32 protein-coding genes, 3 tRNA genes and 1 pseudogene are annotated in these 25,370 nt (G+C 74.3%); 19 read left to right on the forward strand and 17 right to left on the reverse strand.

Translation table 11 applies throughout. The features are described from left to right. Window position 1 precedes the first annotated feature (1 nt). Window positions 2–670 (reverse strand): thiaminase II, encoded by a 669-nt coding sequence (gene tenA / locus AC0GKK_RS19195; protein WP_179761785.1) that lies wholly within the window; start codon window positions 668–670, stop codon window positions 2–4. 211 nt (window positions 671–881) lie between these two features. Here tenA and AC0GKK_RS19200 point away from each other — a divergent pair, with 211 nt between their 5' ends. Continuing rightward, complete coding sequence (locus AC0GKK_RS19200) at window positions 882–1,112, forward strand: hypothetical protein (protein ID WP_224401401.1); 231 nt, start codon at window positions 882–884, stop codon at window positions 1,110–1,112. A 6-nt stretch (window positions 1,113–1,118) separates the two neighbouring features. Here AC0GKK_RS19200 and AC0GKK_RS19205 read toward each other — a convergent pair whose 3' ends face one another. From AC0GKK_RS19205 to mrf, 8 genes are all read right to left on the reverse strand, one after another. Continuing rightward, the gene (locus AC0GKK_RS19205; protein WP_179761786.1) at window positions 1,119–1,688 is read right to left on the reverse strand and encodes a hypothetical protein; all 570 of its coding nucleotides are present in this window, start codon (window positions 1,686–1,688) and stop codon (window positions 1,119–1,121) included. A 210-nt stretch (window positions 1,689–1,898) separates the two neighbouring features. Further along, on the reverse strand, window positions 1,899–3,599 hold the full coding sequence (locus tag AC0GKK_RS19210; protein ID WP_489882255.1) for a class I adenylate-forming enzyme family protein: 1,701 nt from the start codon (window positions 3,597–3,599) through the stop codon (window positions 1,899–1,901). Between the two features lie 183 nt (window positions 3,600–3,782). Then, window positions 3,783–3,959 (reverse strand): LuxR C-terminal-related transcriptional regulator, encoded by a 177-nt coding sequence (locus AC0GKK_RS19215; RefSeq protein WP_489882256.1) that lies wholly within the window; start codon window positions 3,957–3,959, stop codon window positions 3,783–3,785. Continuing rightward, window positions 3,932–5,173 (reverse strand): tetratricopeptide repeat protein, encoded by a 1,242-nt coding sequence (locus AC0GKK_RS19220; RefSeq protein WP_489882257.1) that lies wholly within the window; start codon window positions 5,171–5,173, stop codon window positions 3,932–3,934. The genes AC0GKK_RS19215 and AC0GKK_RS19220 overlap by 28 nt, the downstream gene beginning before the upstream one ends. Continuing rightward, entirely contained in the window at window positions 5,086–6,825 is a 1,740-nt protein-coding gene (locus AC0GKK_RS19225) for an ATP-binding protein (RefSeq protein ID WP_489882258.1), read from the reverse strand. Before AC0GKK_RS19225 ends, AC0GKK_RS19220 begins: the two co-directional genes overlap by 88 nt. 69 nt (window positions 6,826–6,894) lie before the next feature. Further along, on the reverse strand, window positions 6,895–7,209 hold the full coding sequence (locus AC0GKK_RS19230; protein ID WP_179761789.1) for a hypothetical protein: 315 nt from the start codon (window positions 7,207–7,209) through the stop codon (window positions 6,895–6,897). Window positions 7,210–7,300: 91 nt separating this feature from the next. Then, window positions 7,301–7,480, reverse strand: a complete 180-nt coding sequence (gene rpmF / locus AC0GKK_RS19235) for a 50S ribosomal protein L32 (protein WP_073576503.1) — start codon at window positions 7,478–7,480, stop codon at window positions 7,301–7,303. Then, window positions 7,480–8,733: a ribosome hibernation factor-recruiting GTPase MRF gene (gene mrf, locus AC0GKK_RS19240; protein ID WP_179761790.1), complete on the reverse strand. Its 1,254-nt coding sequence runs from the start codon at window positions 8,731–8,733 to the stop codon at window positions 7,480–7,482. The genes rpmF and mrf overlap by 1 nt, the downstream gene beginning before the upstream one ends. An 81-nt stretch (window positions 8,734–8,814) precedes the next feature. Here mrf and rpmG (AC0GKK_RS19245) point away from each other — a divergent pair, with 81 nt between their 5' ends. From rpmG (AC0GKK_RS19245) to rplA, 14 genes are all read left to right on the forward strand, one after another. After that, window positions 8,815–8,982 (forward strand): 50S ribosomal protein L33, encoded by a 168-nt coding sequence (gene rpmG / locus AC0GKK_RS19245; protein ID WP_020623297.1) that lies wholly within the window; start codon window positions 8,815–8,817, stop codon window positions 8,980–8,982. Continuing rightward, window positions 8,982–9,224, forward strand: a complete 243-nt coding sequence (gene rpsR, locus AC0GKK_RS19250; RefSeq protein ID WP_179761791.1) for a 30S ribosomal protein S18 — start codon at window positions 8,982–8,984, stop codon at window positions 9,222–9,224. Before rpmG (AC0GKK_RS19245) ends, rpsR begins: the two co-directional genes overlap by 1 nt. 3 nt (window positions 9,225–9,227) lie before the next feature. Then, complete coding sequence (rpmB, locus tag AC0GKK_RS19255) at window positions 9,228–9,464, forward strand: 50S ribosomal protein L28 (RefSeq protein ID WP_179761792.1); 237 nt, start codon at window positions 9,228–9,230, stop codon at window positions 9,462–9,464. Next, window positions 9,464–9,769 carry a 30S ribosomal protein S14 gene (gene rpsN / locus AC0GKK_RS19260; protein WP_073576499.1) on the forward strand — a complete coding sequence of 102 codons (306 nt, stop codon included), beginning with the start codon at window positions 9,464–9,466 and terminating at the stop codon, window positions 9,767–9,769. The genes rpmB and rpsN overlap by 1 nt, the downstream gene beginning before the upstream one ends. 126 nt (window positions 9,770–9,895) lie before the next feature. Then, window positions 9,896–9,968, forward strand: a tRNA-Thr gene (locus tag AC0GKK_RS19265). A 40-nt stretch (window positions 9,969–10,008) separates the two neighbouring features. Beyond that, window positions 10,009–10,084, forward strand: a tRNA-Met gene (locus AC0GKK_RS19270). Between the two features lie 42 nt (window positions 10,085–10,126). Further along, window positions 10,127–10,294 (forward strand): 50S ribosomal protein L33, encoded by a 168-nt coding sequence (rpmG, locus tag AC0GKK_RS19275; protein ID WP_020623293.1) that lies wholly within the window; start codon window positions 10,127–10,129, stop codon window positions 10,292–10,294. A 26-nt stretch (window positions 10,295–10,320) separates the two neighbouring features. Next, window positions 10,321–10,788 carry a MaoC family dehydratase N-terminal domain-containing protein gene (locus AC0GKK_RS19280; protein WP_178375966.1) on the forward strand — a complete coding sequence of 156 codons (468 nt, stop codon included), beginning with the start codon at window positions 10,321–10,323 and terminating at the stop codon, window positions 10,786–10,788. Then, window positions 10,785–11,234 (forward strand): MaoC family dehydratase, encoded by a 450-nt coding sequence (locus AC0GKK_RS19285; protein WP_139282878.1) that lies wholly within the window; start codon window positions 10,785–10,787, stop codon window positions 11,232–11,234. Before AC0GKK_RS19280 ends, AC0GKK_RS19285 begins: the two co-directional genes overlap by 4 nt. Window positions 11,235–11,343: 109 nt before the next feature. Continuing rightward, a tRNA-Trp gene (locus AC0GKK_RS19290) sits at window positions 11,344–11,419 on the forward strand. A gap of 132 nt (window positions 11,420–11,551) precedes the next feature. Beyond that, complete coding sequence (gene secE / locus AC0GKK_RS19295) at window positions 11,552–11,899, forward strand: preprotein translocase subunit SecE (RefSeq protein WP_062397901.1); 348 nt, start codon at window positions 11,552–11,554, stop codon at window positions 11,897–11,899. Between the two features lie 58 nt (window positions 11,900–11,957). After that, complete coding sequence (gene nusG / locus AC0GKK_RS19300) at window positions 11,958–12,896, forward strand: transcription termination/antitermination protein NusG (protein WP_226367648.1); 939 nt, start codon at window positions 11,958–11,960, stop codon at window positions 12,894–12,896. Window positions 12,897–12,967: 71 nt separating this feature from the next. Beyond that, on the forward strand, window positions 12,968–13,402 hold the full coding sequence (gene rplK / locus AC0GKK_RS19305) for a 50S ribosomal protein L11 (RefSeq protein ID WP_073576496.1): 435 nt from the start codon (window positions 12,968–12,970) through the stop codon (window positions 13,400–13,402). 85 nt (window positions 13,403–13,487) lie between these two features. Beyond that, window positions 13,488–14,210, forward strand: a complete 723-nt coding sequence (rplA, locus tag AC0GKK_RS19310; RefSeq protein WP_149665504.1) for a 50S ribosomal protein L1 — start codon at window positions 13,488–13,490, stop codon at window positions 14,208–14,210. Between the two features lie 72 nt (window positions 14,211–14,282). Here the strand turns inward: rplA and AC0GKK_RS19315 are convergent, their stop codons facing one another. The 4 genes from AC0GKK_RS19315 to AC0GKK_RS19330 form a co-directional block, all read right to left on the reverse strand. Then, window positions 14,283–15,383: a CaiB/BaiF CoA transferase family protein gene (locus AC0GKK_RS19315; protein WP_179761793.1), complete on the reverse strand. Its 1,101-nt coding sequence runs from the start codon at window positions 15,381–15,383 to the stop codon at window positions 14,283–14,285. A 59-nt stretch (window positions 15,384–15,442) separates the two neighbouring features. Continuing rightward, window positions 15,443–15,727, reverse strand: a complete 285-nt coding sequence (locus AC0GKK_RS19320; RefSeq protein ID WP_073576493.1) for a hypothetical protein — start codon at window positions 15,725–15,727, stop codon at window positions 15,443–15,445. 91 nt (window positions 15,728–15,818) lie between these two features. Continuing rightward, window positions 15,819–16,229 carry a sterol carrier protein gene (locus tag AC0GKK_RS19325; protein WP_062397890.1) on the reverse strand — a complete coding sequence of 137 codons (411 nt, stop codon included), beginning with the start codon at window positions 16,227–16,229 and terminating at the stop codon, window positions 15,819–15,821. Window positions 16,230–16,370: 141 nt separating this feature from the next. After that, window positions 16,371–17,045, reverse strand: a complete 675-nt coding sequence (locus AC0GKK_RS19330) for a response regulator (protein ID WP_179761794.1) — start codon at window positions 17,043–17,045, stop codon at window positions 16,371–16,373. 55 nt (window positions 17,046–17,100) lie between these two features. Here AC0GKK_RS19330 and AC0GKK_RS19335 point away from each other — a divergent pair, with 55 nt between their 5' ends. Both AC0GKK_RS19335 and AC0GKK_RS19340 read left to right on the forward strand, forming a co-directional pair. Continuing rightward, on the forward strand, window positions 17,101–18,384 hold the full coding sequence (locus tag AC0GKK_RS19335; RefSeq protein WP_312888756.1) for a sensor histidine kinase: 1,284 nt from the start codon (window positions 17,101–17,103) through the stop codon (window positions 18,382–18,384). Between the two features lie 83 nt (window positions 18,385–18,467). Then, window positions 18,468–19,574 carry an NDMA-dependent alcohol dehydrogenase gene (locus AC0GKK_RS19340; protein ID WP_179761796.1) on the forward strand — a complete coding sequence of 369 codons (1,107 nt, stop codon included), beginning with the start codon at window positions 18,468–18,470 and terminating at the stop codon, window positions 19,572–19,574. A 71-nt stretch (window positions 19,575–19,645) separates the two neighbouring features. Here AC0GKK_RS19340 and AC0GKK_RS19345 read toward each other — a convergent pair whose 3' ends face one another. The 4 genes and pseudogenes from AC0GKK_RS19345 to AC0GKK_RS19360 all read right to left on the reverse strand — a co-directional run bounded on the left by AC0GKK_RS19345 (window position 19,646) and on the right by AC0GKK_RS19360 (window position 22,979). Then, the gene (locus AC0GKK_RS19345; protein ID WP_179761797.1) at window positions 19,646–20,665 is read right to left on the reverse strand and encodes an LLM class F420-dependent oxidoreductase; all 1,020 of its coding nucleotides are present in this window, start codon (window positions 20,663–20,665) and stop codon (window positions 19,646–19,648) included. Beyond that, a complete protein-coding gene (locus AC0GKK_RS19350) occupies window positions 20,662–21,936 on the reverse strand; it encodes a cytochrome P450 (protein WP_179761798.1) in 1,275 nt (424 codons plus the stop codon). Before AC0GKK_RS19350 ends, AC0GKK_RS19345 begins: the two co-directional genes overlap by 4 nt. A 37-nt stretch (window positions 21,937–21,973) precedes the next feature. Continuing rightward, window positions 21,974–22,566, reverse strand: a pseudogene (locus AC0GKK_RS19355) (SDR family oxidoreductase). After that, window positions 22,563–22,979, reverse strand: coding sequence for an SCP2 sterol-binding domain-containing protein (locus AC0GKK_RS19360; protein WP_179761799.1), 417 nt, complete (start codon window positions 22,977–22,979; stop codon window positions 22,563–22,565). The pseudogene AC0GKK_RS19355 and the gene AC0GKK_RS19360 overlap by 4 nt, the downstream one beginning before the upstream one ends. 103 nt (window positions 22,980–23,082) lie before the next feature. On the opposite strand from AC0GKK_RS19360, the gene AC0GKK_RS19365 reads away from it, so the two are divergent. Further along, window positions 23,083–24,504 carry an aldehyde dehydrogenase family protein gene (locus AC0GKK_RS19365; protein ID WP_179761800.1) on the forward strand — a complete coding sequence of 474 codons (1,422 nt, stop codon included), beginning with the start codon at window positions 23,083–23,085 and terminating at the stop codon, window positions 24,502–24,504. Window positions 24,505–24,568: 64 nt separating this feature from the next. Beyond that, window positions 24,569–25,147, forward strand: coding sequence for a TetR/AcrR family transcriptional regulator (locus tag AC0GKK_RS19370; RefSeq protein ID WP_161152751.1), 579 nt, complete (start codon window positions 24,569–24,571; stop codon window positions 25,145–25,147). The last annotated feature ends 223 nt before the right edge of the window (window positions 25,148–25,370 follow it).

The raw sequence follows: 25,370 nt of genomic DNA on the forward strand, positions 1-25,370 counted from the left end.
CTCAGACCGGCCAGGTCTCCCGGCGGTACGCGCCGTCCCAGAACATCCACTCGTAGCGCGAGGTCGTCGTGAAGTGCTCGCGCATGCGGGCGAGCTCCGACGTCGACGCGGCGGCGCCGACCCGGTCGGTCGCGTCCAGCACGGCCTCGACGACGGCGTGGTACTCCTCGCCCGCGTACATGTCGATCCAGCGCTGGTAGACCGGGTCGGGGGAGCCTGCGCCGACCAGGTGCTCGCCGACCCGGCCGTAGATCCAGTAGCAGGGCAGCACCGCGGCGACGCCCTCGGCGTAGGACCCGCCGTAGGCGGCCGCCAGCAGGTAGCTGACGTAGGCGCGGGTGGCCGGGGCGACCGGCAGCTCGCGGGCCTGTTCCGAGGTGAGGCCGAGCGCGCCGAGCAGGTCGGCGTGCAGCTCCCGCTCGGCGGCGATCGCGCCGGCGGCGTGCTCGGCGAACATGAGGGTGTCGTCGTCGGTCGGGGCCTTCGCCGCGCACACGGCGAGCGCGGTGGCGTAGCCGCGCAGGTAGTGCGCGTCCTGGACGATGTAGTGCCGGAACGTCTCGTGCGGCAACGAGCCGTCGGTCAGCCCGGTGACGAACGGGTGGGCGAGGATCGCCCCGTACAGGGTGTCGACGTCGGACCAGAGCAGGTCGCGGGTGCGGTCGGCCATGCGGCCACGGTATCCACCGGGGCCCGGGCGGTCGTGTGATCGACCCCGCAACGCCGGCGTGACCGGCGGGGAACACCCCGGTGACACGGCGCCTGAGATCCTGCGCACGTCGCCCGGTACTGCGGCGTGGGGGTGTCACGATGGAACGCAGGCGAGCCACTCAGTGTGGAGGACGCGCCACGTCCAGTCCCCCTGACGTGGAGGTGAGGGTATGAGCGACCCGCAACCCATGGATCACCACGAGAAGATGCGGATCCGCGCGGCCGCGTTCCGTGCGACCCGGATCTACCCCGGGCCGGTCGGCGAGCTGATCTCGCGCGAGCTGCTCGGCTGGGAGGACTTCGGGTACCGCCTCGGCGGGAACCGCATGGTCCTGGACCTGGTCGACCACGTCATGAAGGCGGTGCCGCCGGACCGGGCGGCGCGCTCCGACGCGGCCTGACCCCGCTCAGCGCAGGGTCGTCACGGCCACCTCGGCGGCCGCACCGCTCGGCGGGGTGCCGTCGGCGAGCCCGGCCAGCGCGGCGGACAGGACCAGCATCGCCGCGATCGTGGTGATGCTTCCGACCCGGCCCAGGACGTCCAGGGTGCGTGCGACGGCCGACGGCCCGCCGGTGCGTCCGGCGCCGTCCCGGTCCGGGGCGACCGGGCCCCGCGCCGGGGTGCCGCCGAGCGGCCGGGCCGGGGTGCCGGTGCGGCGGGGCTCCGGGACGGAGCCGCCGGCCGGACGCGGTGCGGGGACGGTGCGGTGCTGCGCCGCCGGGCCCGGACGCGACGCCGACGACCCGGGCGACGCCGGTCGCGGTGCGGGGATGCCCGGCGCCAGCGGCGAGGTCGACCGCGGACGCTCCCGGCGCGGCGCCGGCAGGTCGACGTGGTCCTCGCGACGGCGGTGCCGCCCCTCGACCCGGTCCGCACGCCCGGTCCCACCGGCCCGCGGTGCGGGGACCGACGGGGTGGCGGGGGCGGCGCCCAGGGGACGGCGCGGGCTGGGGATGTGGACGGCGGGCGCGGACATGACGATCACCACGATCTCGGGGGAGTCGATACGGGGTTCTTCGGGATCCGGTGCGCGCCGCCGGCTCCTGCTTCCACCCGTCTGTCGTGTCGTACGACCAGCCTGTTATCCGGTCATCCCCTACGCCAACCGTAGGAGTGACTACTCCACCCATCGGACCTACTCGTCCACCCGTGCAGCGCCCGTTCCCTCACACAGAGTGGTTGATCGTCACTCCTTCGCCACGTCCGGGGACAGGGCCGGCAGCTGCTCGCGGAGGTCCCGCTTGAGCACCTTCCCCGCCGCCGAGACCGGGATCGCCCCGACGAGGTGCACCTCCCGCAGCCGCTGGTAGGGCAGCAGGCGCTCGTTCAGCCCGCCGACGGCGGCGCGGACCGCGGCCCCGTCGGCGCCGGGCACGGTGGTCAGGAACGCGACCGGGTGCTCGCCGTCGACCCCCACCGGGCGCCCGACGACGGCTGCACCGGTCACGCCCGGCAGCGCCAGCAGCCGCTCCTCCAGGTCGCGCGGGTACACGTTGTAGCCCTTGTGGAGCAGCATGTCCTTGAGCCGGTCCACGATGCGCAGGTAGCCGTCGCCGTCGAGGACGCCGACGTCGCCGGTGTGCAGCCACCCGTCGCCGTCGAAGGCGGCCGCGGTCTCGGCCGGGCGCCGGTGGTAGCCGCCGGTGACCTGCGGCCCGCGGATCCACACCTCGCCCTCGGCGCCGGCGTCGAGCTCCTCGCCGTCCGGTCCGGAGATGCGGATCTCGGTGCCCGCGATCGGCAGCCCGACGGTGCCCGGGCGCCGGTCCGCGGACCGGGCGGCGGGACCGAGGGTGGCGGCCATCGTGACCTCGGTCAGGCCGTAGCCCTCGGAGATGACCAGGTCCTCGCCGAACCAGTCGCGCAGCGCCCGGATGATCTCGACCGGCAGCGGTGCCGCGCCCGAGGTCAGCGACCGCACCGAGGACAGGTCCCCGGCGGCCTCGCGGTGAGCGAGCAGCGCCGCGTACACCGGTGGCGCGCCGGACAGCGAGGTGACGGCGAACCGGGTGGCGTCGGCCAGGTAGGCGCGCGGATCGAAGCGGGCGTGCACGATCGTCGTCGTCCCGGTGAGCAGCGGGACGTTGAGCCCGCCGATCGTGCCCATGGCGTGGAACCAGGGGGCGATGCCGATCGCCCGTCCGGTGCCGATCGGGGTCGGGAACTCCGACGCCGGACCGGGGTCGGCCAGGACGACGCCGGGCCCGTGCACGGTGGCGGTCACGTCCGGCCGGGCGCCGGTGCCCCAGCAGGCGGCCTGCAGCGCGTTGGTGAGCACGTGCCGGTGGGTGACCCGCACACCCTTGGACCGGCCGGTGGTGCCGCCGGTGTAGGCCAGGTGGGCGAGGTCGCGGTCCGGGTCCACCTCCAGGTCGGTGCCCGGCGGGGTGGCCGGCCTGCCGTCGAGGTGCGCGGAGAACCCGGTCACCTCCGGGGGCAGCTGCTCCGGGTCGCCGTGGGCACCGGTGACGAGCACGCGCTTCAGCGACGTCGCCGGCCGCGCGGCGAGCACCGCGGGCAGTGCCGCCTTCCAGCTGACGACGACGGCCGCCCCCGCGTCCGCGAGCTGTGCGCCCAGGTCGTCCGGGGCGAGCAGCGGGTTCGCCGGGGTGACGGTCGCCCCGGCCAGCAGCGTCCCCCAGTAGCCGATCGCGTACTGCGGGCAGTTCGGCAGGTGCAGCGCGACGACGTCGCCGCGGCCGACCCCGTCGGCGTGCAGCGCATGCGCGAACGCCGAGGCGCGGGCCAGCAGTCCGTGGAAGGTGACCTCGTGCCCGGCCTGGTGCAGGACCGTCGCGTCGCCGAACCGGTCGGCCGCGCCGCGGAGCGTCGCGGACGCGGGCAGGGCGGGCACGTCCAGGTCCGGGGCGGGCGAACGGGCGATCATGCGGTCACCCCCGCCCCGCTACCGGTCCGGGACGACGGGACGACCCCGTGGACGACCATGCGACCTCCATCGGTCTGCCGGTGACGTGCGGCACGACCGACCCTAGGCACGGCGGGTGGCACACGTCACGGCCCGCACGGGCCCGGTCCGGTCCGGAGGGGACAGACCGGCGGGCCCCGGCCCTCAGTCGCGGGGGCCGAGCAGACCCCGGGAGTGCGCGAGGGCGACCGCCTCGGCACGGCCGGAGGCGCCGAGTTTCGCCATCACCCGGGACAGGTGCACGCTCACGGTCTTCTCGGAGATGAACAGCCGCTCGCCGACGGCCCGGTTGGTCAGCCCGTGCGCGACCAGCTCCAGCACCGCGTGCTCGCGCGGGGTGAGCGGGGAACCACCGGCGCCCGACGGCGGTGCGGGCCGGGGACCGCCGTCGCCGGCCCGCAGCCGCAGCGCGGCGACGGCCTCGGCGAGCGGGCGCGCCCCGAGCCGGTCGGCCCCGGTGGCGGCGACGGCCAGGTCCTCGGCGGCGGCGCGGCGGTCGGCCTCGCCGTCGGTGCCGGGGCCACCGCGGTGCGCCCGTCCGAGCAGGGCCTCGGCCCGCCGCCACCGGGCCTCCGCGGCGCGGTAGCCGTCGCCGTACCCGGCGAAGGTCTCCACGACGGCGTCCCAGACCTGTGGTGCCGCCTCGCCGTGGGCCCGGGCGGCCTCGGCGCGGGCCCGGGCCAGCCACGCCCGGCCCTCCGGCCCGACCGCGGTCCCGCGGGGCAGGCCGCGCTCGGCGGTGAGCGCGGCCTCGTCGGCGAGGCCGGCCGCCGCCCGGCGTGCGCCTGCGCCCCCGCCGGGTCGCCCGCGGTACGGGCGGCCTCCGCGAGGTCGGCACGGGCCGCTGCGCCCAGTGCGCACAGCGCCAGCTCGCCGAGGTGGTGCGGGTACTCCGCCCGCAGCACCCCGAGCGCGGTGGCGACGCGGTCCACGGCCAGGGCCGCGTCGCCCCGCCAGCGCGCCGACTCGGCCCCGACGACGCCCTGCAGCAGCGCGGCCTGGTCGTGCACCGGTGGCTCGGTGGCCAGCACGGAGAGCAGCTCCTCGGCGCCGTCGAGGTCGCCGCGGGCCACGCCGACCAGCGCCCCCGCCACCGCCAGCTGCCCGGTGACGCGCAGCGGGAGCGTGGGGTCGACGTCCGCGGCGGTCCGGACGGCGGCGTCCCACTCCCCGCGCTGGACGTCGACGCGGACCTGCGCGATCCGGAACTCCAGGCCGTACCCGCCCCAGAGCAGGCCGTACGCGGCGGCCCGGCGGGCCCCCTCGGCGAGCTCGTCCGCGGCGGCGTCGAGCAGGCCGTCCTCGATGAACGACACCCCGCGGTTCCACACCGTCCGCAGCTCGACGACCCGGTTCCCCGACGCGGCGGCCAGCGAGGACGCCCCGGCGAGCCGGTCCCGGGCCGCCTGCGGGTCCCCCTCCATCCGGGCGCAGAAGGCCAGGGTGATCAGCGCGTCCGCGCAGACCGCGCTGAGGTCGCGGTAGGCGGCCGACCCCTCCGCGGGCGGTGCGGTGTCGTGGACGGCACGGGCCACCGCCAGCGACGCGCGGGCGTGCGACCAGGCGGGCTCGGCGTGGTCGGCGTTGAGGTGCGCCCGCGCGAGCACGGCGTGCGCCCAGGCCGGCTCCGTGCCGGGCGGGCCCCGGCCAGCAGCTCGACGGCCTCGGTGGCCGCGGCCACCGCCGCGTCCACCCGGGCCCCGCTGTCGAGCAGCCGCATCGCGTAGTGCCGGCGCGATTCGGCCCTGGCGTGCGGATCCTCGCCGAGGTCGGCGACCCGGACCGCGCGGGCCCCGAGGGCGATGCCCCGTTCCGGGTCGCCCGAGGCGCTCGCCGCCCAGGCCGCCTCCCGGGTCAGCGCGCTCTCGGAGACCCCGGTGAGCCGCTCGGGGTCCTCGACGGCGGACCACAGCTCCAGTGCCCGCTCGGCGTGGGCCAGCATCTCGGCCGGTCCGTGCCGCCGGTGGGCCTCCTCGGCGGCACGCACCGACGCCGCGAGCGCCCGCGGCAGGTCGTGCGCGGCCAGCGCGTGCCGGGCGAGCGCGGCGGCCACCCCGGGGTCGTCGTCCCGGCCGGCGAGCAGCGCGGTGAGCCGGGCGTGCAGCCGGACCCGTTCGGCCGGGAGCAGGTCGTCGTGGACGGCCTCGCGGAGCAGGGCGTGCCGGAAGGCGTAGGACTCCGCGCCCGGCGCCGGGTCCGGGACGAGCAGGTGGTGCGAGACCGCCTCCCGCAGCCCCGCCTCCAGGTCGGCCGCGGACAGCTCGGCCGCGTCGCGCAGCAGGTCGTGGGGGATGCTCCGCTCGGCCAGCGAGGCCACCCGCAGCACCTCGCGCGCCGGTCCGCCGAGCCGGTCCAGCCGGGTGAGCAGTACGTCGGCCAGGCCGCCCGGCAGGCCGTCGGACCCCGCCGCGACCAGCTCCTCGGCGTAGAAGGCGTTCCCCTCGCTGCGGGCGGCGATCCGGTGCAGGGTGGCCTCGTCGACACCCCCGGTGGCCGCCCGGGCCCGGACCAGGGCCAGTACGGCGTCGGGCGTGAGCGGGCCCAGCTCGACCCGGCGGACGGCGGGCAGCCGGATGAGCTCGGCCAGCGACGCGCGCAGCGGGTGCCTGCGGTGCAGGTCGTCGGAGCGGTAGGTGCCCAGCACCAGCAGCCGCTGCGAGCCCAGCCGGGCGAGCAGGAACGCGAGCAGCTCGCGGGTGGAGCGGTCCGCCCAGTGCAGGTCCTCCAGCACGACCAGCAGCGGCGCAGTCGCGGCCGCGTCGCGCACCGCACCGGCCACCGCGTCGAACACCTGCAGGCGCCCGGAGTCCCCGTCGCCCGCCGCGGGACGGGGTGCCTCCGCCGCGCCGGGAAGCAGCCCGTGCAGCACCGGCCGCAGCGCGGTGCCCGCCCGGGCCAGCGCGTCGAGCACCTCGGAGAAGGGCAGGTAGGGGAGTGCGGCGCCGCCTGCGTCGAGACACCGCCCGACGACGACCTGCGCGCCCGCCTCCGCAGCGGCCCGGCCGAGTGCGGTGGCGAGCCGGGACTTGCCGATCCCCGCCTCCCCGGCGAGCAGCACGGCGCGGGCCCGCCCGGACCGGGCGGCGTCGAGGTCGCGGAGCAGACCGGCGAGCTCGTCCGCGCGGCCCACCAGCTCGTCCGGGTCCGGGCCGGTCGCCCCGTCCCCGTGGGTCGCTCCCGCCGTCATGGAGCGCATCGTGGCACGGGCCACCGACACCCCGGGGGCGCGACGGCGGCACCCGACCGTCCGCGCGGTTCAGGCACGCGGCCCGGCCGGGACCCGCCCGTCCGGTGCCGCCGGGTCCCGCCCGGTCCCTACCGCGCCGCGGGGGGCCGCCGGGTGGGGTGCCCGGTGCGGTGCCGGTCCGGCGACGGCGGTCCCGCGGGGGCCCGGCCGCCGGGCGGTGAGCCGGGCCCGCAGCCGCAGCCACAGCCGTCCCACCGGCGACGGGCCGGCGGCGCCGCGCGCCAGCCGCTCCGTGCGGTACCGGTCCGCCTCCTCCCGCAGCCGGGCCTGCCGCTGCTCGGCGAGGGCGACGAGATGGTCCATCGGGATGTGCGTCATCAGCATGACGACGACACTGCGGCTGAGGGGCCGGCCGGGGCATCGGGCGATCACGCCGTCCCGCGGGCCGCCCGGGGCCCGCGGGTAAGGGGTGCCCTCAGCCCCGTCCGGCGGGCGGGGGCAGCAGGCCCCGGCGGTAGGCCGGGACGAGGGCGCGCGGCACCAGGTGACGGCGTCCCTCCAGGGTGAGCGGCACCAGGTCGGGTGTGGTCGCCTTCCACTGCGACCGGCGGTGCCGGGTGTTCGATCGCGACGTCCGTCGCTTGGGAACGGCCATCAGAGGTCTCCTTCTCGGTCGGAACGGACGGTGGGGTCGTCCAGGGCGGCGGGCCCCACGGGCTCGGACTCGGCGCAGGGCTCGTCGTGGGCCCAGCCGAACGGGTCGGGCAGGGCGGCCCAGGCGTCCTCGCCCGCGGCGATCTCGGCGTCGGTGAGCAGCGCGGAGCGCAGGGCGGCGTCGATCTCGTCGGGGTCGGCGTCGTGGCAGATCGCGACGATGTCCTGGGCGCGGTCGCCCCAGCGCGGGTGCCAGGCCAGGGCGGCCAGCGCCCGGCGCTGGTCGCCGGCCTCGGTCCACGCCTGCTCGTCGGCGCCGGCCAGCCAGTCGCCGGCGTGGCCGATCCGCATGCCGCCGCCCGCGCTCTCCACCCACAGCACCGCGTCGGGACGGGTGGCGAGCCAGACCCGGCCGCGGGCCCGCACGACGCCGTCGAGCAGGCTGTCGATCGCGTCGTGCAGCCGGTCCGGGTGGAACGGGCGTCGGGCGGAGAACAGCAGGGTGCGGACGCCGCTGTCGGCCTCCAGCGGGGGTGTCCCGCGCAGCAGCGGGTCGTGCACCCCGCCCGGGACACCGCGGCGGGACGCGGGGTCGAGCCCGTCGCAGAAGACCCGGTGGTCGGCCCGCCCGGCGAGCAGCCGGGGTGCGGTCGGGCACAGCCGGTCCAGGACGGCGGCGGTCCGGTCCGCGCCCCCGGGCCCGACCGCGCGGGTCAGCACCAGGACGTCGGCGAACTCGGCCTGCCCCACGGCGAGCTGGGCGACGGTCCGCTCGTCGTCGGGCAGCGTGGACAGCCCGCGCTCGGGCAGGGTCGCGTCCCCGGTGGCGTCGTCCAGCCAGTGGTCCGGGTCGAGCACGGCCACCACCCCGCGCAGGTCGACGAGGTCGGTCGCGGTGCAGGCCTCGCCGCCACCCGGCGGCTCGAACACCACCGCCCCCAGCGCCCAGCACACCGGCTCCGGCTCCAGGCGCGGGTCCAGGTGCAGCACCACCCGGTCCACCGTCCCGGCCAGCGCGGCCAGGGTCGGCAGCACGTCCTCGCGGATGGTGCAGCTCACACAGCCGTGGGCGAGCTCCAGCACGGTGCGCTCGTCGCGGCCCGCGTCCCGCAGCCGCCGGTGCACCACACCGCGGCCGAGGTCACGCAGATCGTGGTGGAGCACGACGACACCCGGGTCCAGCTCGCGCATCCGCGTGATCGTCCGCTCCACCCCGTCGGGCTCGGTCCCGCACAGGACCACCAGCTCGGTCATGTCTTCCTCCCGGAGTCGGACGTGGTCGCGGTCCGGTGTAGCGTAAACGAAAACGATTCCCATGTTGAGAGGAGGGGCGCGATGGCCAAGTCGACCGACGTCCGGCCGATCGTGAAGCTGCGCTCGACGGCGGGGACGGGCACGACCTACGTGACCCGCAAGAACCGCCGCAACGACCCGGACCGCCTGGTCCTGCGCAAGTACGACCCGAAGGTGCGCAGGCACGTCGAGTTCAAGGAGGAGCGCTGATGCCCGCACGTCCCAAGCCGGTGCGCGCGCCGCGACGCAAGGCCAACCCGTTGAAGCAGCGGGGGATCGAGCACGTGGACTGGAAGGACGCCGCGCTGCTGCGCACGTTCATCTCCGACCGCGGCAAGATCCGCGCCCGCCGGGTGACCGGACTCACCGGCCAGCAGCAGCGGCAGGTGGCCACCGCGATCCGCAACGCGCGGGAGATGGCCCTGCTGCCCTACCCGCACGCGGGACGGTGAGCGATGGCGAAGCGCTGTGACCTGACCGGCCGCGAGCCGGGCTTCGGCAAGTCGGTCTCGCACTCCCACCGGCGCACCAGCCGGCGCTGGGACCCCAACGTGCAGACCCGCCGCTACTGGCTGGCCGAGGAGAACCGCTGGGTGCGGCTCACGCTCTCGGTGAAGGGGATCAGGACGGTGGACCGGATCGGCGTCTCCGCCGCGGTGGCGAAGATCCGGGCGAACGGGGTGAAGGTCTGATGGCCACGACCGGACAGATCGCGAAGAACGAGCGGCGAAAGGAGATCGTCGCCCGCTACGCCGAGCGGCGGGCCGAGCTCAAGGCGCTCATCGCCCGCCCGTCGACGCCGGAGCCGGAGCGGGCCGCCGCGGTCGCCGAGCTGCGCCGCCAGCCACGCGACGCCAGCGCGACCCGGGTCCGCAACCGCGACTCGGTCGACGGGCGTCCCCGCGGGCACCTCCGCAAGTTCGGGGTGTCCCGGGTCCGGCTGCGCGAGCTCGCACACGACGGCGCACTGCCGGGTGTCCGCAAGTCGAGCTGGTGACGAACAGCGGTTGACCTGCAGGAACCGGGTTCCGGGACCCCCCGTTCGGGGGCCCGGGACCCCGGTGTAAAGTTCTTCCCGTCGGTGAGAGCGAGGCCCTCGGGCCCGCGTGACACCGGTGCTGCCGCCCCCTTAGCTCAGTCGGCAGAGCGTCTCCATGGTAAGGAGAAGGTCTACGGTTCGATTCCGTAAGGGGGCTCTACAAGGGGCCTCGCCGCATGCGGCGGGGCTTCTTGCATGACGGTGTAGCTCAGTTGGTAGAGCAAGCGGCTCATAATCGCTGTGTCGCCGGTTCAAGTCCGGCCATCGTCACCACGTTGGCGCATCATTCACGAGACATGCTGGGAGGCACCCGCGATGGCCAAGGCCACGGACGTGCGGCCGAAGATCACTCTGGCCTGCGAGGAGTGCAAGCACCGCAACTACATCACCAAGAAGAACCGGCGGAACGACCCCGACCGGCTCGAGATCAAGAAGTTCTGCCCGAACTGCGGCACCCACCGGGCGCACCGCGAGACCCGCTGAGTGCGTAGCGACTCCCGGAGCTGACGGTGGTCGACCAGTCCTGGGTCGGGCACAGCTCGGACCCGGTCGGGCCGTACCAGGTCGGTCGCGAGAAGATCCGCGAGTTCGCCGTCGCCATCGGTGACGGCGATCCGCTCTTCCGTGACGTGGACGCGGCACGTGCCGCGGGTCACGCGGACCTGGTGGCCCCGCCGACGTTCCCGACCTGCTTCACGATGCCGGTCATCGAGGGCTTCCTCCGGGAGCCCGCCTTCGGGTGGGACTACACCCGCATGGTCCACGGGGACCAGCGGATCACGTTCCGCAGGCCGGTCGTCGCCGGCGACGAGCTCACCACGGTGCTGCACGTCGACGAGCTGCGCACCCGGGCCGGCAACCACATGCTGACGCTGCGCTGCGAGGTCACCGACGCGGCGGGCGAGCCGGTGGCGACCACGCACTCGATGCTGGTCAGTCCCGCCGGTGAGGACACGGGCGGCGAGGGGGACGCGTGAGTGCACCGCTGACCCCGCAGACCGCCGCCGCCTGCGCCAAGGGCGACGCGCTGCCGTCGCTGACCGTGCAGGTCACCCGCGCCGACCTGGTGCGCTACGCCGGTGCCTCCGGCGACCTCAACCCGATCCACTGGAGCGACCGCGTCGCCGCGGTCGCCGGGCTGCCCGGTGTGATCGCGCACGGGATGCTCTCGATGGCCCTCGCCGGCCGCGTGCTGACCGCGTGGACCGGGGACCCGGCCGCGATCCGCAGCTACGGCACCCGCTTCACACGGCCCGTCGTCGTCCCGGACGACGATGCCGGCGCCACCGTCGAGCTCTCCGGCACCGTCGCCGAGGTGCGCGAGGAGGGCGGGGAGCGGATCGCCGTCGTCGATCTCAAGGCGGCCTTCGAGGGGAAGACGGTGCTCGGCCGCGCCCGCGCCGAGGTCGTCCTCCCGGGGTGAGGCGACCCGGGGTACGGGCCCGCGGAAGCGGGTGCGTACACTCGTTCCAGCCGGACGCACCGGACGATCCGTTGCGTCCGCCCCGCCGCCACGTGGCGGATCGGGGCAAAGGGGTGTAGCTCAATTGGCAGAGCAGCGGTCTCCAAAACCGCAGGTTGCAGGTTCAAGTCCTGTCACCCCTGCCACGACGCCGCAGGCTGCCGGAGATCACGGCGGCGCGGCCGACGGCACGGACGGCGAAGCGACGAGGGTTCTCCCGAAGCGGAGGACGTGACCGAGGGCGGGCGGACGCCCGCCACGTGCGGAGGGCGACACGCGTGAGCGACGAGCACGAGTCGGAGCGGCCCGGGCGGGAGCGCCCGAGCAACGCCGCCGACCGTCGTGGGCGGCGGGCCTCCGGCTCCGCGAGCACCCCCGGCAAGGGCCGTGCCACCCCGACCCGCGCCACCGCGGCGACGAAGGAGAAGAAGCCGTCGCTCTTCGCCCGGCTCGCCCGGTTCCTGCGGGAGGTCGTCGCCGAGCTCCGCAAGGTCATCTGGCCCGACCGCGGCCAGATGGTGAAGTACACCATCGCGGTCCTGATCTTCGTGTCGATCATGGTGGCGCTGGTGTTCGTGCTGGACTCGGCGTTCGCCGAGGGCGTCGCCCTGCTGTTCGGCAACTGACGCGAGTACGAACGCCGACCGGCTCCGACCGACACCGAACAATGGAAGCGAGTAGGACGTGACCTCCGACAGCAAGGCGTACGACGAGGCGGCCGACGAGGCCGCGATCGACGCCGTCGCCGAGAACGCGGCCGACGAGACGCTGCCCGAGCAGTCCGTCCAGGACGCCGACGTCGAGGCGGCGCACGGTGAGGACGCCGTCTCCGGCGACTACACCGAGGCCGACGACGACAGCACCCCCGGCGCCGAGGCGGAGACGCTGGACGGCGAGGGCGAGACGGTCCCGACCGCCGGGGACGCGGACGACGCCGACTCCGGGGACGCCGACACCGAGGGTGCCGACGCCGTCGCGGAGGAGCCGGCCGAGGACGTGGACCCGGAGGAGGAGCTGCGCGCCGCACTGCGTCGCGCGCCCGGCGACTGGTACGTCGTCCACTCCTACGCGGGCTACGAGAACAAGGTGAAGTCGAACCTCGAGACTCGGGCGCAGACCCTGGACGTCGAGGACTACATCTTCCAGGTCGAGGTGCCCACCGAGGAGGTCACCGAGATCAAGAACGGGCAGCGCAAGAAGGTCCAGCGCAAGGTGCTGCCCGGCTACATCCTGGTGCGGATGGAGCTCAACGACCAGTCCTGGGGCGCGGTGCGGAACACGCCGGGCGTCACCGGTTTCGTCGGCGCGACGTCCAAGCCGTCGCCGCTGACGATCAACGAGGTCGTGAAGTTCCTGCTGCCGAAGGTCGAGGCCCCCAAGAAGGAGGCCGAGGCCGGCAGGACCGCGTCCGGCGGCGGCTCCGGCTCGTCCGGCGGCGCCCCCACCATCGAGGTCGACTTCGAGGTCGGCGAGTCGGTCACCGTCATGGACGGCCCGTTCGCCACGCTCCCCGCGAGCATCTCCGAGGTCAACGTCGACGCCCAGAAGCTCAAGGTGCTGGTCTCGATCTTCGGCCGGGAGACCCCGGTCGAGCTCGGGTTCAACCAGGTCTCCAAGATCTGATCGCACCCGTGAGGAACGTCCGCGGCATGGCAGGGCCGCGCGGCGTGCACATCGATCACTGAGGAACGGACATGCCCCCCAAGAAGCGGAAGCTCTCCGCGATCATCAAGCTCCAGATCCAGGCAGGCGCAGCGACGCCGGCCCCGCCGGTCGGCCCCGCACTGGGCCAGCACGGCGTCAACATCATGGAGTTCTGCAAGGCCTACAACGCGGCGACCGAGGCCCAGCGCGGCAACATCGTGCCGGTCGAGATCTCGGTCTTCGAGGACCGGTCGTTCTCCTTCGAGCTGAAGACCCCGCCCGCGGCGCGGCTCCTGCTGAAGGCGGCCGGTGTCGAGAAGGGCTCCGGCGAGCCGCACAAGACCAAGGTCGCCAGCGTGACCATGGCCCAGGTCCGGGAGATCGCCCAGGTCAAGATGAACGACCTGAACGCGAACGACCTCGACCAGGCCGCCAAGATCATCGCCGGCACCGCCCGGTCGATGGGCATCACGGTCGACGGCTGAGCGAGCCCCCCACACCACCCGTACGCGTGGGAGAGCCGGGCGCGGCTCCGACCACGACCTGACCTCTCTAAGGAGACGAGGACAGATGGCACAGCGCAGCAAGGCCTACCGTGAGGCCGCCGCGAAGATCGACGCGGACCGCCTCTACTCGCCGCTCTCGGCGGCGAAGCTGGCCCAGGAGACGTCCAGCAAGAACACCGACGCGACCGTCGAGGTCGCGATGCGGCTGGGCGTCGACCCCCGCAAGGCGGACCAGATGGTCCGCGGCACCGTGAACCTGCCGCACGGTACCGGCAAGACCGCCCGGGTGATCGTGTTCGCCACCGGTGACAAGGCCGCCGAGGCCGAGGCCGCCGGCGCCGACGCCGTGGGCGCCGAGGACCTCATCGAGCGGATCCAGGGCGGGTGGCTCGACTTCGACGCCGCCATCGCGACCCCGGACCAGATGGCCAAGGTCGGCCGCATCGCCCGCATCCTCGGCCCGCGTGGCCTGATGCCGAACCCGAAGACGGGCACCGTGACGCCGGACGTCACGAAGGCCATCAACGAGATCAAGGGCGGCAAGGTCAACTTCCGGGTCGACAAGCAGGCCAACCTGCACCTCGTCATCGGCAAGGCCTCGTTCGACACCGAGAAGCTGGTGGAGAACTACGGCGCCGCCTACGACGAGATCCTGCGGCTCAAGCCGTCGGCGGCCAAGGGCCGCTACGTCAAGAAGATCACCGTCTCCACCACCACCGGGCCGGGCATCCCGGTGGACCCGAACCGCACCCGCAACCTGCTGGTCGCGGACGAGGAGACCGACTGATCGTCTGATCAGCGCCTGACCCGACGACGCCCCCGGTTCCCTGCGGAACCGGGGGCGTCGTCGTGTGCGGGGTCAGGCCCAGTCGCGCAGGACGTCCTCGACGCTCTCCGGGCCGGTGCCGCGACCGGCGGTCTCGGTGAGCGTGCGGGAGAAGCGCGGTGCCGGGGCGGCCTGGGGCACGCCGTCGGAGGTGACGATGGTGCCGCGCGCGGTCAGGTGCGCGTTCTCGCGGGCCTCGGCGAACGACAGCACCGGGGTGGTGCAGGCGTCGGTGCCCTCGAAGACCGCGGCCCACTCGTCGCGGGGCTTGGAGGCGAACACCTCGGCGAACCGGGCCCGCATGGCCGGCCAGCCGCCGCGGTCGTACTGCGGGCCGAGCTCGTCCTCGGTGAGCCCCAGGCCGGCGACGAGCTGGGCGTAGAACTGCGGCTCCAGTGCCCCTACGGCCATGTGCCTGCCGTCGGCGCAGGTGTAGGTGTCGTAGAACGGGGCGTGCCCGTCGAGCAGGTTGGAGTCGCGCTCGTCGACCCAGGCGTCCTGGGACAGGAAGCCCCAGAACATCTGGTTCAGCACGCTGACGCCGTCGACCATGGCGGCGTCGACGACCTGGCCCTGCCCGGAGGCCTTCGCCTCCCAGATCGCGGCCAGCACGCCGACGACGAGCAGCATCGACCCGCCGCCGAAGTCCCCGACCAGGTTCAGGGGCGGGACCGGACGCTCCCCGGCGCGGCCGATCGCGTGCAGCGCACCGGTCAGCGAGATGTAGTTCAGGTCGTGCCCGGCGCGCGGCGCCATCGGGCCGTCCTGGCCCCAGCCGGTCATCCGCCCGTAGACCAGGCGCGGGTTGCGGGCGTGGCAGTCCTCGGGGCCGACGCCGAGGCGCTCGGTGACGCCCGGCCGGTAGCCCTCCAGGAGGACGTCGGCGGACTCGACCAGCCGCAGCACGGTCTCCCGGCCCGCCGGGTCCTTCAGGTCCGCGGTGACCGAGCGCCGACCGCGCGCCGTCGGGTCGGGTACCGCGTCGGACCCGAGCTTCAGCCCGCCCGACGGCCGGTCGACGCGGACGACGTCCGCCCCGAGATCGCCCAGGATCATCGCCGCGTGCGGCCCCGGCCCGATCCCGGCCAGCTCGATCACCTTCAGTCCGGCCAGCGGACCCTTGCCCCGTGTCACCGTGGACCTCCTCGTCGCGCGATCGGTTCCCGGCGACGGTAGCGACCCGGCGCCGGTGCTCAGCCGGTCGACTCGCGAGCCGGCTCCTCGTAGTCCCAGATGTCCTTGCCGATCTCACGGACGGGATGGTCGGTCGCGTCCCGTTCCTGGATCGTGTAGGCGTAGCGGCCGTGCTGCCAGCCGTCCCGCGTCGCGACCTCCAGCAGGCAGGCCTCGGCCCAGCCGTGCCACTCGTCGAAGTCGCGGGGCAGCGGGTCGGGTGCGTCGCACTCGATCTCGGTCATCCGGTGCAGCACGCCCCGCAGGGGCTGCCAGGCGTGCACGTCCAGCCAGATGTTGTCCATCGCCGGCGCCTCCGTCGGGTGGGGTCGACCCCAGTCTCGGCGGGCGCCGTCGTGGCGGGCCCGACGGCCGGGGGTCTTCACCCGATCGTGGTCAGGCCTTCAGCAGGTCCTCGCGGCCCTCGGCCTCGAGCTTCGCCTTGTACGGGCCGAAGAGCTGCTTGGCGATCGGCAGCAGCTTGAGGACCTTCGAGACCGGGCCCTTGGCGCGGACGTCGCCCTTGGCCATCGCGACCGGGAGGATGACCTTGCCCAGCCAGAACCGGTTGCCGGTGTCGGCGGACATGAACAGCTCGATGTTCGGGTCGGGGCCCTGCCCGGCGCCGGTGTGGATCTCGGAGTTCGGCATGTCCACGGTCAGGACGGCGTCCGGGTTCGTGTACGTGATCCGCAGGACGACCCCGGACGGCTGCAGCTTCGCCACCAGGTCCGGATCGGCCATCCCGATCCGGAACACCCCGCCCAGGTACTCGTAGACCTCGGCCTCGTCGGCGAACACGGCCATCAGCGCCTCCTCGCGAGATGTGGCCGGGCAGGATGCCGCCCGGCACGTCGCCGCGAGTCTGTCCCGCGCCGTCCGGGGCGCGCAGCCGATCACCGGGCCAGGCTTGGCCCGTCCGGGCCGTGCGGCGCGCCGTCGCGGACCTCAGCGGCCGGCCGGGTGCTCGTCGAGCAGCCCGCAGCGCCCCGCCAGCGCGGCCGCCTCGATCCGGTTCGCCGCGCCCAGCTTGTGCAGCAGGGAGGCGATCATGCGCTTGGCGGTGCGCTCGCTGACCAGCATCGGGCGGGCGATGTCGGCGGTCTCCAGGCCCCGCGCCAGCAGCGTCCACAGCTCGATGTCGCGCTCACCGAGCCGGTCGAGCAGGCCGTCGGCGGTGCGGTCGGCCGCGACGAGCAGCGCGTCGAGCAGCTCCGCACGCAGTACCCGCACTCCGGCCACGATCGACAGCAGCGGCGCGATGAGCACCTCCGGGTCGGCGGACTTGCCCAGGTAGCCGTCGGCGCCGGCGCGCATCGCGGCGGCGGCGAGGTCCAGGTCCTCGGTGCCCGACAGCGCCAGCACCCGGGTGGCGGGGTAGGCGGCCTTGACCCGGCGGATCGTCTCCACCCCACCCAGCGGGGGGAGCGCGAGGTCGACGATCGCGATCCCGGCCCGGTGCCTCCCGACCAGCGCGACGGCGTCCTCCCCGGCGGTGGTCGAGCCCGCGACCCGGAAGGTGTCCCCGGCGCGGGACTCCAGCAGCAGAGCGAGGCCCTGTGCGAACAGGGCGTGGTCGTCGACGATGACGACCACGTGCGGTGCTGTCGGCACGGGCGGCATGGTCGGTGAGCCTAGTGTGGCCGCCGACCCCGTCCGCTCCCGAGAGGCCCCGACCGTGACCGCGCACGCCGGTGAACTGCCCGAACGCACCCGGGAGGAGCGCCAGGCCGTCGTCCTGAGGATCTGCGTCGTGCTCGGCGCTGTCGGCCTGCTGGTGGCCCGGCCGGACCTCACCGGAGCCCGGCCGGTCGTCGCCGCCGTCCTGATCGGGCTGAGCGCGGTCTACGCGGCCGCGCTCGGCGTCGTCTCGGTGCTCCGCGGGCGGCTGCCCGTCCCGCCGGCCGTGCTGACCGGGATCGACGGTCTGCTCGCCCTGCTCGCCTGCGGACTCACCGGCGGGGTGGCGAGCCCGATGGTGGCCGCGCTGCCGCTGGTCGTCATCGCGATCGCGCTCCGCGGCGGGCACCGGCTCGGGCAGCTCGTCGCGCTCGGTCTCGGCGTCGGCTACACCGTGGCGGCGCTGCTCGGCTCCGACCCGGGGGTCACGGTCGGCGCCGCGGTCGTCGCGGGACTGTGGTGGACCGGTTTCCTGTTCGCGACGGCGGTGCTCACCGGGGTGCTCGTGCGCCTGCTGGAACGCCAGCTCGCCGACATCGCCACCACCCGGGCCCGGGCCGAGAGCGAGCACGAGCGTTACCTGTCCGAGCGCGCGCTGCGGGACCGGATCGTGTCCCAGAGCCGGGCCCGGCTGGACGGGGCCCGCGTCGTGCTGCACGAGTTCCGGACCCCGGTCGCCTCGCTGACCGCGCTGTCGGCCGACCTCGCCGCGGGCAGGCTGGGCGGGGACGCCGCCCGGCGGGCGTCGCGGCTGCTCGCCGACCACGCCGCCCACCTCCAGGACATGCTCGACGGGCTGGCCGACCTGGCCGTCGCCGACGGCAGCCCGCTCGGGCGCGACCGGCCCCGCCGCGTCGCGCTCGCCGAGCTGGCCGACGCCGTGCTCGACGCCGCCGGGATCGCCGCGCACCGGCGGCACCCGGTCGTCGAACCGGCCGGGGCCGCGGTCCACTGCGACCCGCAGCGGCTGCGCCGGATGCTCACCAACCTGGCCGAGAACGCCGCCCGGCACTCCGGTGACGAGGTCGTGGAGCTGCACCTGGCCCACGACGGCGCCGTGCTCACCGCCGAGGTCCGCGACCGCGGGCCCGGGCTGCCCGCGGGTCAGGAGGGCGTCGTGACGGCCAAGGGAGTCGCGCTGGGGGAGCGCCGCGGTACCGCCGGGCTGGGCCTGTGGATCGCCGAGGCGCTCGCGTCCGCGATGGACGGTGAGCTGAGCCTGCTCCCGCGTGAGGGCGGCGGGCTGGTCGCCCGGCTCACCCTGCCGCTCGCCGGCGCCTGAGGACCTCCCCTGGCACCCGGGGGCCAGCGCTGGCGCGGGCGACGGCTGTGCCGGAGGTCTCCGCACGGCCAGGATCGACCGCCATGCGTACGACGGCAGCGGTGCTGTGGGAACCCGGTGGCAAGTGGGAGATCGAGGAGGTCGAGCTCGACTCCCCGAACGCCGGGGAGGTCATGGTCGAGCTGACCGCATCGGGGCTGTGCCACTCCGACGAGCACCTCGTGACCGGTGACCTACCCGCGGTCCTGCCGATGGTCGGCGGCCACGAGGGCGCGGGCCGGGTCATCGAGGTCGGCCCGGGCGTCACCGAGCTCGAGGTCGGCGACCCGGTCGTCATGACCTTCCTGCCCTCCTGCGGGCGCTGCCCGTACTGCTCCAAGGGCCAGCCGAACCTCTGCAACGACGGCGCCGGCGCCACCCTCGGCCCGCAGCTCGACGGCACCTACCGGTTCCACGCCCGTGGCGAGGACCTGGGCCAGATGTGCCTGCTCGGCACGTTCGCCCGGCACACCGTGGTCCCGGTGAAGTCCGCCGTGAAGATCGACGAGGGCTTCCCGCTGGACCTGGCCGCGCTGGTCGGCTGCGGCGTCACCACCGGCTTCGGCTCCTCGGTGCGCACCGCGGACCTGCGGGCCGGGGACACCGCCGTGGTCATCGGGATCGGCGGCATCGGCGCGAACGCGGTGCAGGGCGCCCGAGCGGCGGGCTGCCGGTACGTCGTGGCCGTCGACCCGGTCGAGCACAAGCGTGAGCGCTCCCGCGAGCTGGGCGCCACGCACGTCGCCGCGAGCATCGACGAGGCCTGGGAGATCGTCAGCGAGCTGACCCGCGGGCAGATGGCCGAGGCGGCGGTCCTGTGCACGGGCGTCGCGATGGGCGATGACCTGCAGCCCGCGCTGCAGCTGGTCGGCAAGCGCGGCCGGGTCGTCGTCACGGCGCTGGCCCGGGCCGAGGAGGAGACGGCGTCGCTGTCGCTGCTCGACCTCACGCTCTACGAGAAGCAGATCCGCGGCGCGCTGTTCGGCAGCTCCGCGGCCCAGTTCGACATCCCGCGGCTGCTGGAGATGCACAACCTCGGCCACCTCAAGCTCCGTGAGCTGATCACCAAGGAGTACACCCTCGACCAGGTCAACGAGGGCTACGAGGACATGCGTTCCGGACGCAACATCCGTGGACTGATCCGCTACTGACCGCCCCCGGCGCGCACCGACGGCCCCGGCCCGCACGAGCGGGACCGGGGCCGTCGGCGTGGGGGAGCGGGTCAGCCGTCGACGAGCTCGCGCACGGTGCGCAGCTGCTCCGGGCTGCCGTCGACGACCATCGTCGTGACCAGCGAGTCGCGGAACACCGGTAGCTCCTCGGCGATCTTCGCCTTCGGGCCGATCAGGGCCACCTGCTCGACCATCGAGGTCGGGACGGCCTTCGCGGCCGCGTCCTTGTCCCCGCCCAGGTAGAGCTCCTGGATGCGGGCGCACTCGTCGTCGTAGCCCATGCGGGCGAAGACCTCGTAGTGGAAGTTCGCGCCCTTGGCGCCCATCCCGCCGATGTAGAGCGCGAGGAACGGGCGGATCCGGTCCGCGGCGGCCTCGACGACGTCGTCGACGACGACCTGCACCATGCAGACGACCTCGAAGCCGTCCGGGCGCCCGCCGCGGGCGGCGAACCCGGCGTCGAGGGACTCACGGTAGTGCGCGTCGTGCCGGGGCGCGTAGAACAGCGGCTGCCAGCCGTCGGCGATCTCGGCGGCCAGCGCGACGTTCTTCGGGCCCTCGGCCGCGAGCAGGATCGGCAGGTCGGTCCGGTACGGGTGCAGCGTCGAGCGCAGCGGCTTGCCCAGCCCGGTGCCGCCCGGGTACGGGATCGGGTAGTGCGGCCCGTCGGAGCCGACCTTCTCCCGGGCGATCGTGTCCCGCAGGACCCGCACGTACTCCCGGGTGCGGGCCAGCGGCCTCGGGTACGGCTGCCCGTACCACCCCTCGACGACCTGCGGCCCGGACGCGCCGATGCCCAGCACCATCCGGCCGCCGGACAGGTGGTCCAGGGTCATGGCGGCCATCGCCGTCGCGGTCGGGGTGCGCGCGGACATCTGCACGACCGAGGTGCCCAGGCGCATCCGCGTGGTCCGGGAACCGAGCCAGGACAGCGGGGTGAACGCGTCCGAGCCGTAGGCCTCGGCCGTCCACATCGAGTCGAAGCCGAGGTCCTCGGCGGCGTCGACCTTCTCCACGGTCCCCGGCGGCGGCCCGGCACCCCAGTAGCCGAGTGCCAGACCGAGCTTCACGTGCCCGTCCCGAAGGTCACCGGCAGCCGCTTGATGCCGTTGATGAAGTTGCCGGTCAGCCACTCCGGCTCGCCGACCGACAGGTCCGGGACGCGGGTGAGCAGCTGGTGGAACAGCGCCCGCAGCTGGGTCTTGGCCAGGTGGTGGCCCAGGCAGAAGTGCGGGCCACCGCCGCCGAAGCCGACGTGCGGGTTCTCGGACCGGGTGATGTCGAAGACGTGCGGGTCGGCGAACACGGCGTCGTCGCGGTTGCCGGAGTGGTAGAACAGCACGACCCGCTCGCCCTCGGCGATCCTCTGCCCGCGGATCTCGGTGTCCCGGGTCGCGGTGCGCCGGAAGGTCAGCACGGGGCTGGCCCAGCGGACGAACTCCTCGACGGCCGGCGTGATCCGGTCGTCGAACTCCTCGGTCAGCAGCCGCTTCTGCCCGGGGTTGCGGTCCAGCGCGAGGATCGCGTGGCTGGAGGTCTGCCGGGTGGTGTCGTTGCCCGCGACGCAGAGCAGGACGAAGAACGCCGCGATCTCCTCGTCGGTCAGCGCGTCGCCGTCGACCTCGGCCTGCACCAGGGCGGTCATCAGGTCGTCGGCGGGGTCCTCGCGGCGCAGCGCGGACAGCTCGAACGACGCCGTGTGCAGCGTCATCAGCCCGTTGAGCAGCACCGCCATCGGGTCGCCCTCGCCGATGTAGTCCGGGTCGTTCCAGCCGACCATGGCGTTGGCGGCGTCGGCGACCTCCTGCCGCTTCTCCGGCGGGATGCCGATCATCTGCGAGATCGTCCACATCGGCAGCCGCGCCGCGACCGCGGTCACGAAGTCCGCCGAGCCGTCGCCGGCGAGCAGGTCGTCGACGATGAGCCGGGCCTGCTCGGCGATCTGCTCCTCGATCTGCCGGACCCGGCGCGGGGTGAACACCGAGCTGATGACCTTGCGCTGGCGGTGGTGGCGCGGTGCGTCCATCGCGAGGATGGAGTGCGCGGCCTCCAGCATGTCCTCGGGCACGTCCTCCAGCATCACGCCGCCGTACTGCTGGCCGGACGCGAAGGTCTCGGCGTCGCGGCTGACGGCCTGGATGTCGGCGTGGGTGACCAGCGCCCAGAACCCGGGGGCGTCCGGGTCGGGCAGCAGATCGGTCTCGGCCGGCGGGTGCCAGGACAGCGGGCGCTCGCGGCGCAGCTCGGCGAACCGCTCCTCGCGGGCGTCCGGGGTCTGTGCCCAGAACGCCTGGGTGGAGATGTCGAGCGGGTCGTACGGGCGCTTCTCCGTGGTGGTCACGGGGTTGCCTCCTCGCGGTTGCGTCGTCGGAACCGGATCAGATCTCGGGTGGGGGGATCATGCCCGTCAGCACGGCACCGTTGATGCCGCCGTCGGCGACGAGCGCGTGCCCGTTGATCCAGGCGGACTCCGGGCCGGCCAGGAACAGCACCGGTCCGGCGATGTCGGCGGGGTCCGCGTGCCTGCCGAGGAACGCGGCGAGCGCGTCGAGGTTCTCCTTGCCCATGGACTCCTCGAAGTCGCCGAGGACGGGTGTCTCGACCGGTCCGGGGCAGACGGCGTTCATCCGCACCCGACGTTCACGATCGCGCCACCGGGGCGGATCCGTTCGACGACCGACTCGGTGAGATGACGGAGCCCGAGCAGGTTCACCCGCAGCACGAGCTCCGCGGGCGCGGTGCCGGGTACCCCGGCCACGTTGCAGAGGGCGTCGAACTCCCCGTCCAGGGCGGCGACGGCGGCGTCGATCGACGCGACGTCGGACAGGTCGCAGTGCACGTGCCGCGCGACGCCGACGGAGGTGTCCTTCAGGTCCAGCGAGACGACCTCGTCGCCGGCGTCGACGAACCGGCGCGCGACCTCGGCGCCGATCCCGGACGCGGCACCGGTCACCAGTACCCGGCGGCTCACGTGGTGATCAGGAGGTCCTCGCGGCCGTCGGCCTCGAGGCGCTCGACGTAGGTCGGGAACAGGCGCTTGGACAGCGGCGCGAGCTGCAGGAGCTTGGTGACGGTGCCGTCGACCTTCACCTTGCCCTTGGCCATGGCGAAGGTCAGGTTGACGGTGCCCTGCCAGTAGGCGTTCGCGGTCTCGGTGGACATGGTCATCGTGGCCTGCGGCTCGGGGGCGCCGGCGTCGGAGCCCTTCCAGACCTTCGCACCGGGCAGGTCGATGATCAGCGCGGAGTCGGGGTCGGTGCACTGCTGGCGCAGGACCAGTCCGGTGCCGCGGAGCTTGGGCTCCAGTTCGGGGTCGGCCAGTGCGGCCTCGAAGATGCCACCGATGTAGCGGTACAGCTCGTCCTCGTCGGCGAATCCGGGCACGGTTCCTCCACGTCGTCGTGAGTGTGTGACCTTATACCCGGAACGTAACGTAGATTATGTTACTGGGGAATTACCCGACCCCGACGACGTGGGAGAGCCGCCGATGAGCGTGACCGAGACCGGTGGGCCCACCGGTGCCGTGGGAGCGGACGCCGGCGGGCCGTCCGTCGCCGAGCAGGTGGCCCGGCTGCGCGCCACGTTCCGTGGTGGCCGGACCCGTGACCGGAGCTGGCGGCTGCGCCAGCTGGGCGGTCTGGAGCGGATGCTCACCGAGGCCGAGGACGAGTTCGTCGCGGCCCTGGCCGCGGACCTCGGCCGTCCCCGCGTCGAGGCATGGATGGCCGACCTGGCCCCGACCGTCGCGGAGTCCCGCCACGCCCGGAGGCACCTGCGCCGCTGGATGCGCCCGCACCGGGTCGGTCTGCCGCTGTCGGTGCAACCGGGGTCGGCGCGCTGGGTGCACGAGCCGCTCGGGGTCGTGCTGGTCATCGGGCCGTGGAACTACCCGGCATACCTCACGCTCGCGCCGCTGGTCGCCGCGTTCGCGGCCGGGAACTGCGCCGTGGTGAAGCCGTCGGAGTACGCGCCCGCGACCGCCGAGGTGCTCGCCCGGCTGCTGCCGCGCTACACCGATCCGGACGCCGTCGCCGTCGTCACCGGGGGGCCGGGGGAGACCCAGGAGCTGCTCGCGCAGGGCCTGGACCACGCGTTCTTCACCGGTAGCCCGGAGGTCGGGGCGAAGGTGATGGCCGCCGCGGCGCCGCACCTGACCCCGGTCACGCTCGAGCTGGGCGGGAAGAGCCCGGTGATCGTCGCCGCGGACGCCGACGTCGAGGTCGCCGCGCGCCGGATCGCCTGGACCAAGCTCATGAACTCCGGCCAGACCTGCGTCGCCCCGGACTACCTGCTCGTCGACTCCGCCGTCCGCGACGAGCTGGTCGAGCGGCTCGTCGCCGAGACCGCGCGGATGCGCGGCGGCGCGGGCGGGGGCGTGCGGATCGTCGACGCCCGGCAGGCGGCGCGGCTCGCGGGCCTGCTCGCCGACGACCACGGGGGCACCGTGGTGGCCGGCGGCACGATCGACCCGGAGGCCCGCACCGGGGAGCCGACGGTCGTGCTCGACCCGCGGCCGGGGTCCCGGCTGCTGACCGAGGAGATCTTCGGCCCGATCCTGCCGGTGCTGACCGTCGACGGTGTCGACGCCGCGATCGCGCACGTCAACGCCGGCCCGAAGCCCCTGGCCGCCTACGTGTTCACCGGCTCGTCGCGCACCGCGGAGCGGGTCACCCGCGAGGTCCCCGCCGGGGCGACCGTCGTCAACCACCTGATGTTCCACGTGCTGGTGCCCCGGCTGCCCTTCGGGGGAGTGGGGCGCAGCGGTTCCGGCGCCTACCACGGGCGGTTCGGGTTCGAGACCTTCTCGCACCGGCGGGCGGTGCTGCGCAAGCCGGCCCGGCCCGATCCCGGCATCGTCTACCCGCCCTACGACGGGCGGACCGAACGCCTGCTGCGCAGGATCTTCTGATCGGACACGCGTCCGGCGTGGCACCCTGGTGGGTCGGCACGGGTCGTGGAGAGGGGGCGGGCGGGTGGCCAGGAGAGCGGGTCGGCAGATCGCTGCCGAGCAGTACTACGACGCCGCGATGTCGATCCTCGCGCGCGAGGGCGCGGCCGGGCTCAAGATCGGTCCGTTGTGCCGGTCGCTCGGCGTGACCAGCGGGTCGTTCTACCACCACTTCGGCGGCTGGGCGGGCTTCGTCCGTGGCCTGCTGCGCTACTGGGAGGCCGAGCAGACCGACCGGATCGTCGAGCTGGCCCGGGCGACCGCGGACCCGGTCGAGCGGATCGACGTGGTCAAGCAGCTCACGGTGGCCCTGCGGCACGACGCCGAGGCCGCGATCCGGGCGTGGGCGCAGATCGACCCCGAGGTCGGCCGCGCCCAGGCGCGGGTGGACGTGCAGCGCCGGATCGCGCTGGAGCAGGTGGTGGCCGACGTCGTGCCCGACCCGGACGACGCCCGCAGGCTCGCCGTCTTCGGCATCTCGCTGATGGCCGGCTACCAGCAGACCTGCGACCCCCGCGACCGGGATCTCCTGCGTGCCCTGTTCGACGACTACCAGCGCCTCATCCTGTCGCACGCCCCGCACGTGACGCCGCCGATCGGGTGATCCTCCGTGCGGGTGGGGGCGTGGTCGCCGACTCGGTCGTACCGCGGCAATCGGGCCGTTCGGACCAGCGCTGCTACCCGGCCGGGAGCACTGTTACCCACGGTCCGCAACATTGCACGGTAATCTGTAACCCACGGTAACCATAACTTAGATTACGGCATGGTCACCGATCGGCGACCCCGCCGACCCGCCAGTAACCCCCGACGCGCAGACTCGTTGTGCC

This window comes from Pseudonocardia sp. P-1 (assembly GCF_058111925.1).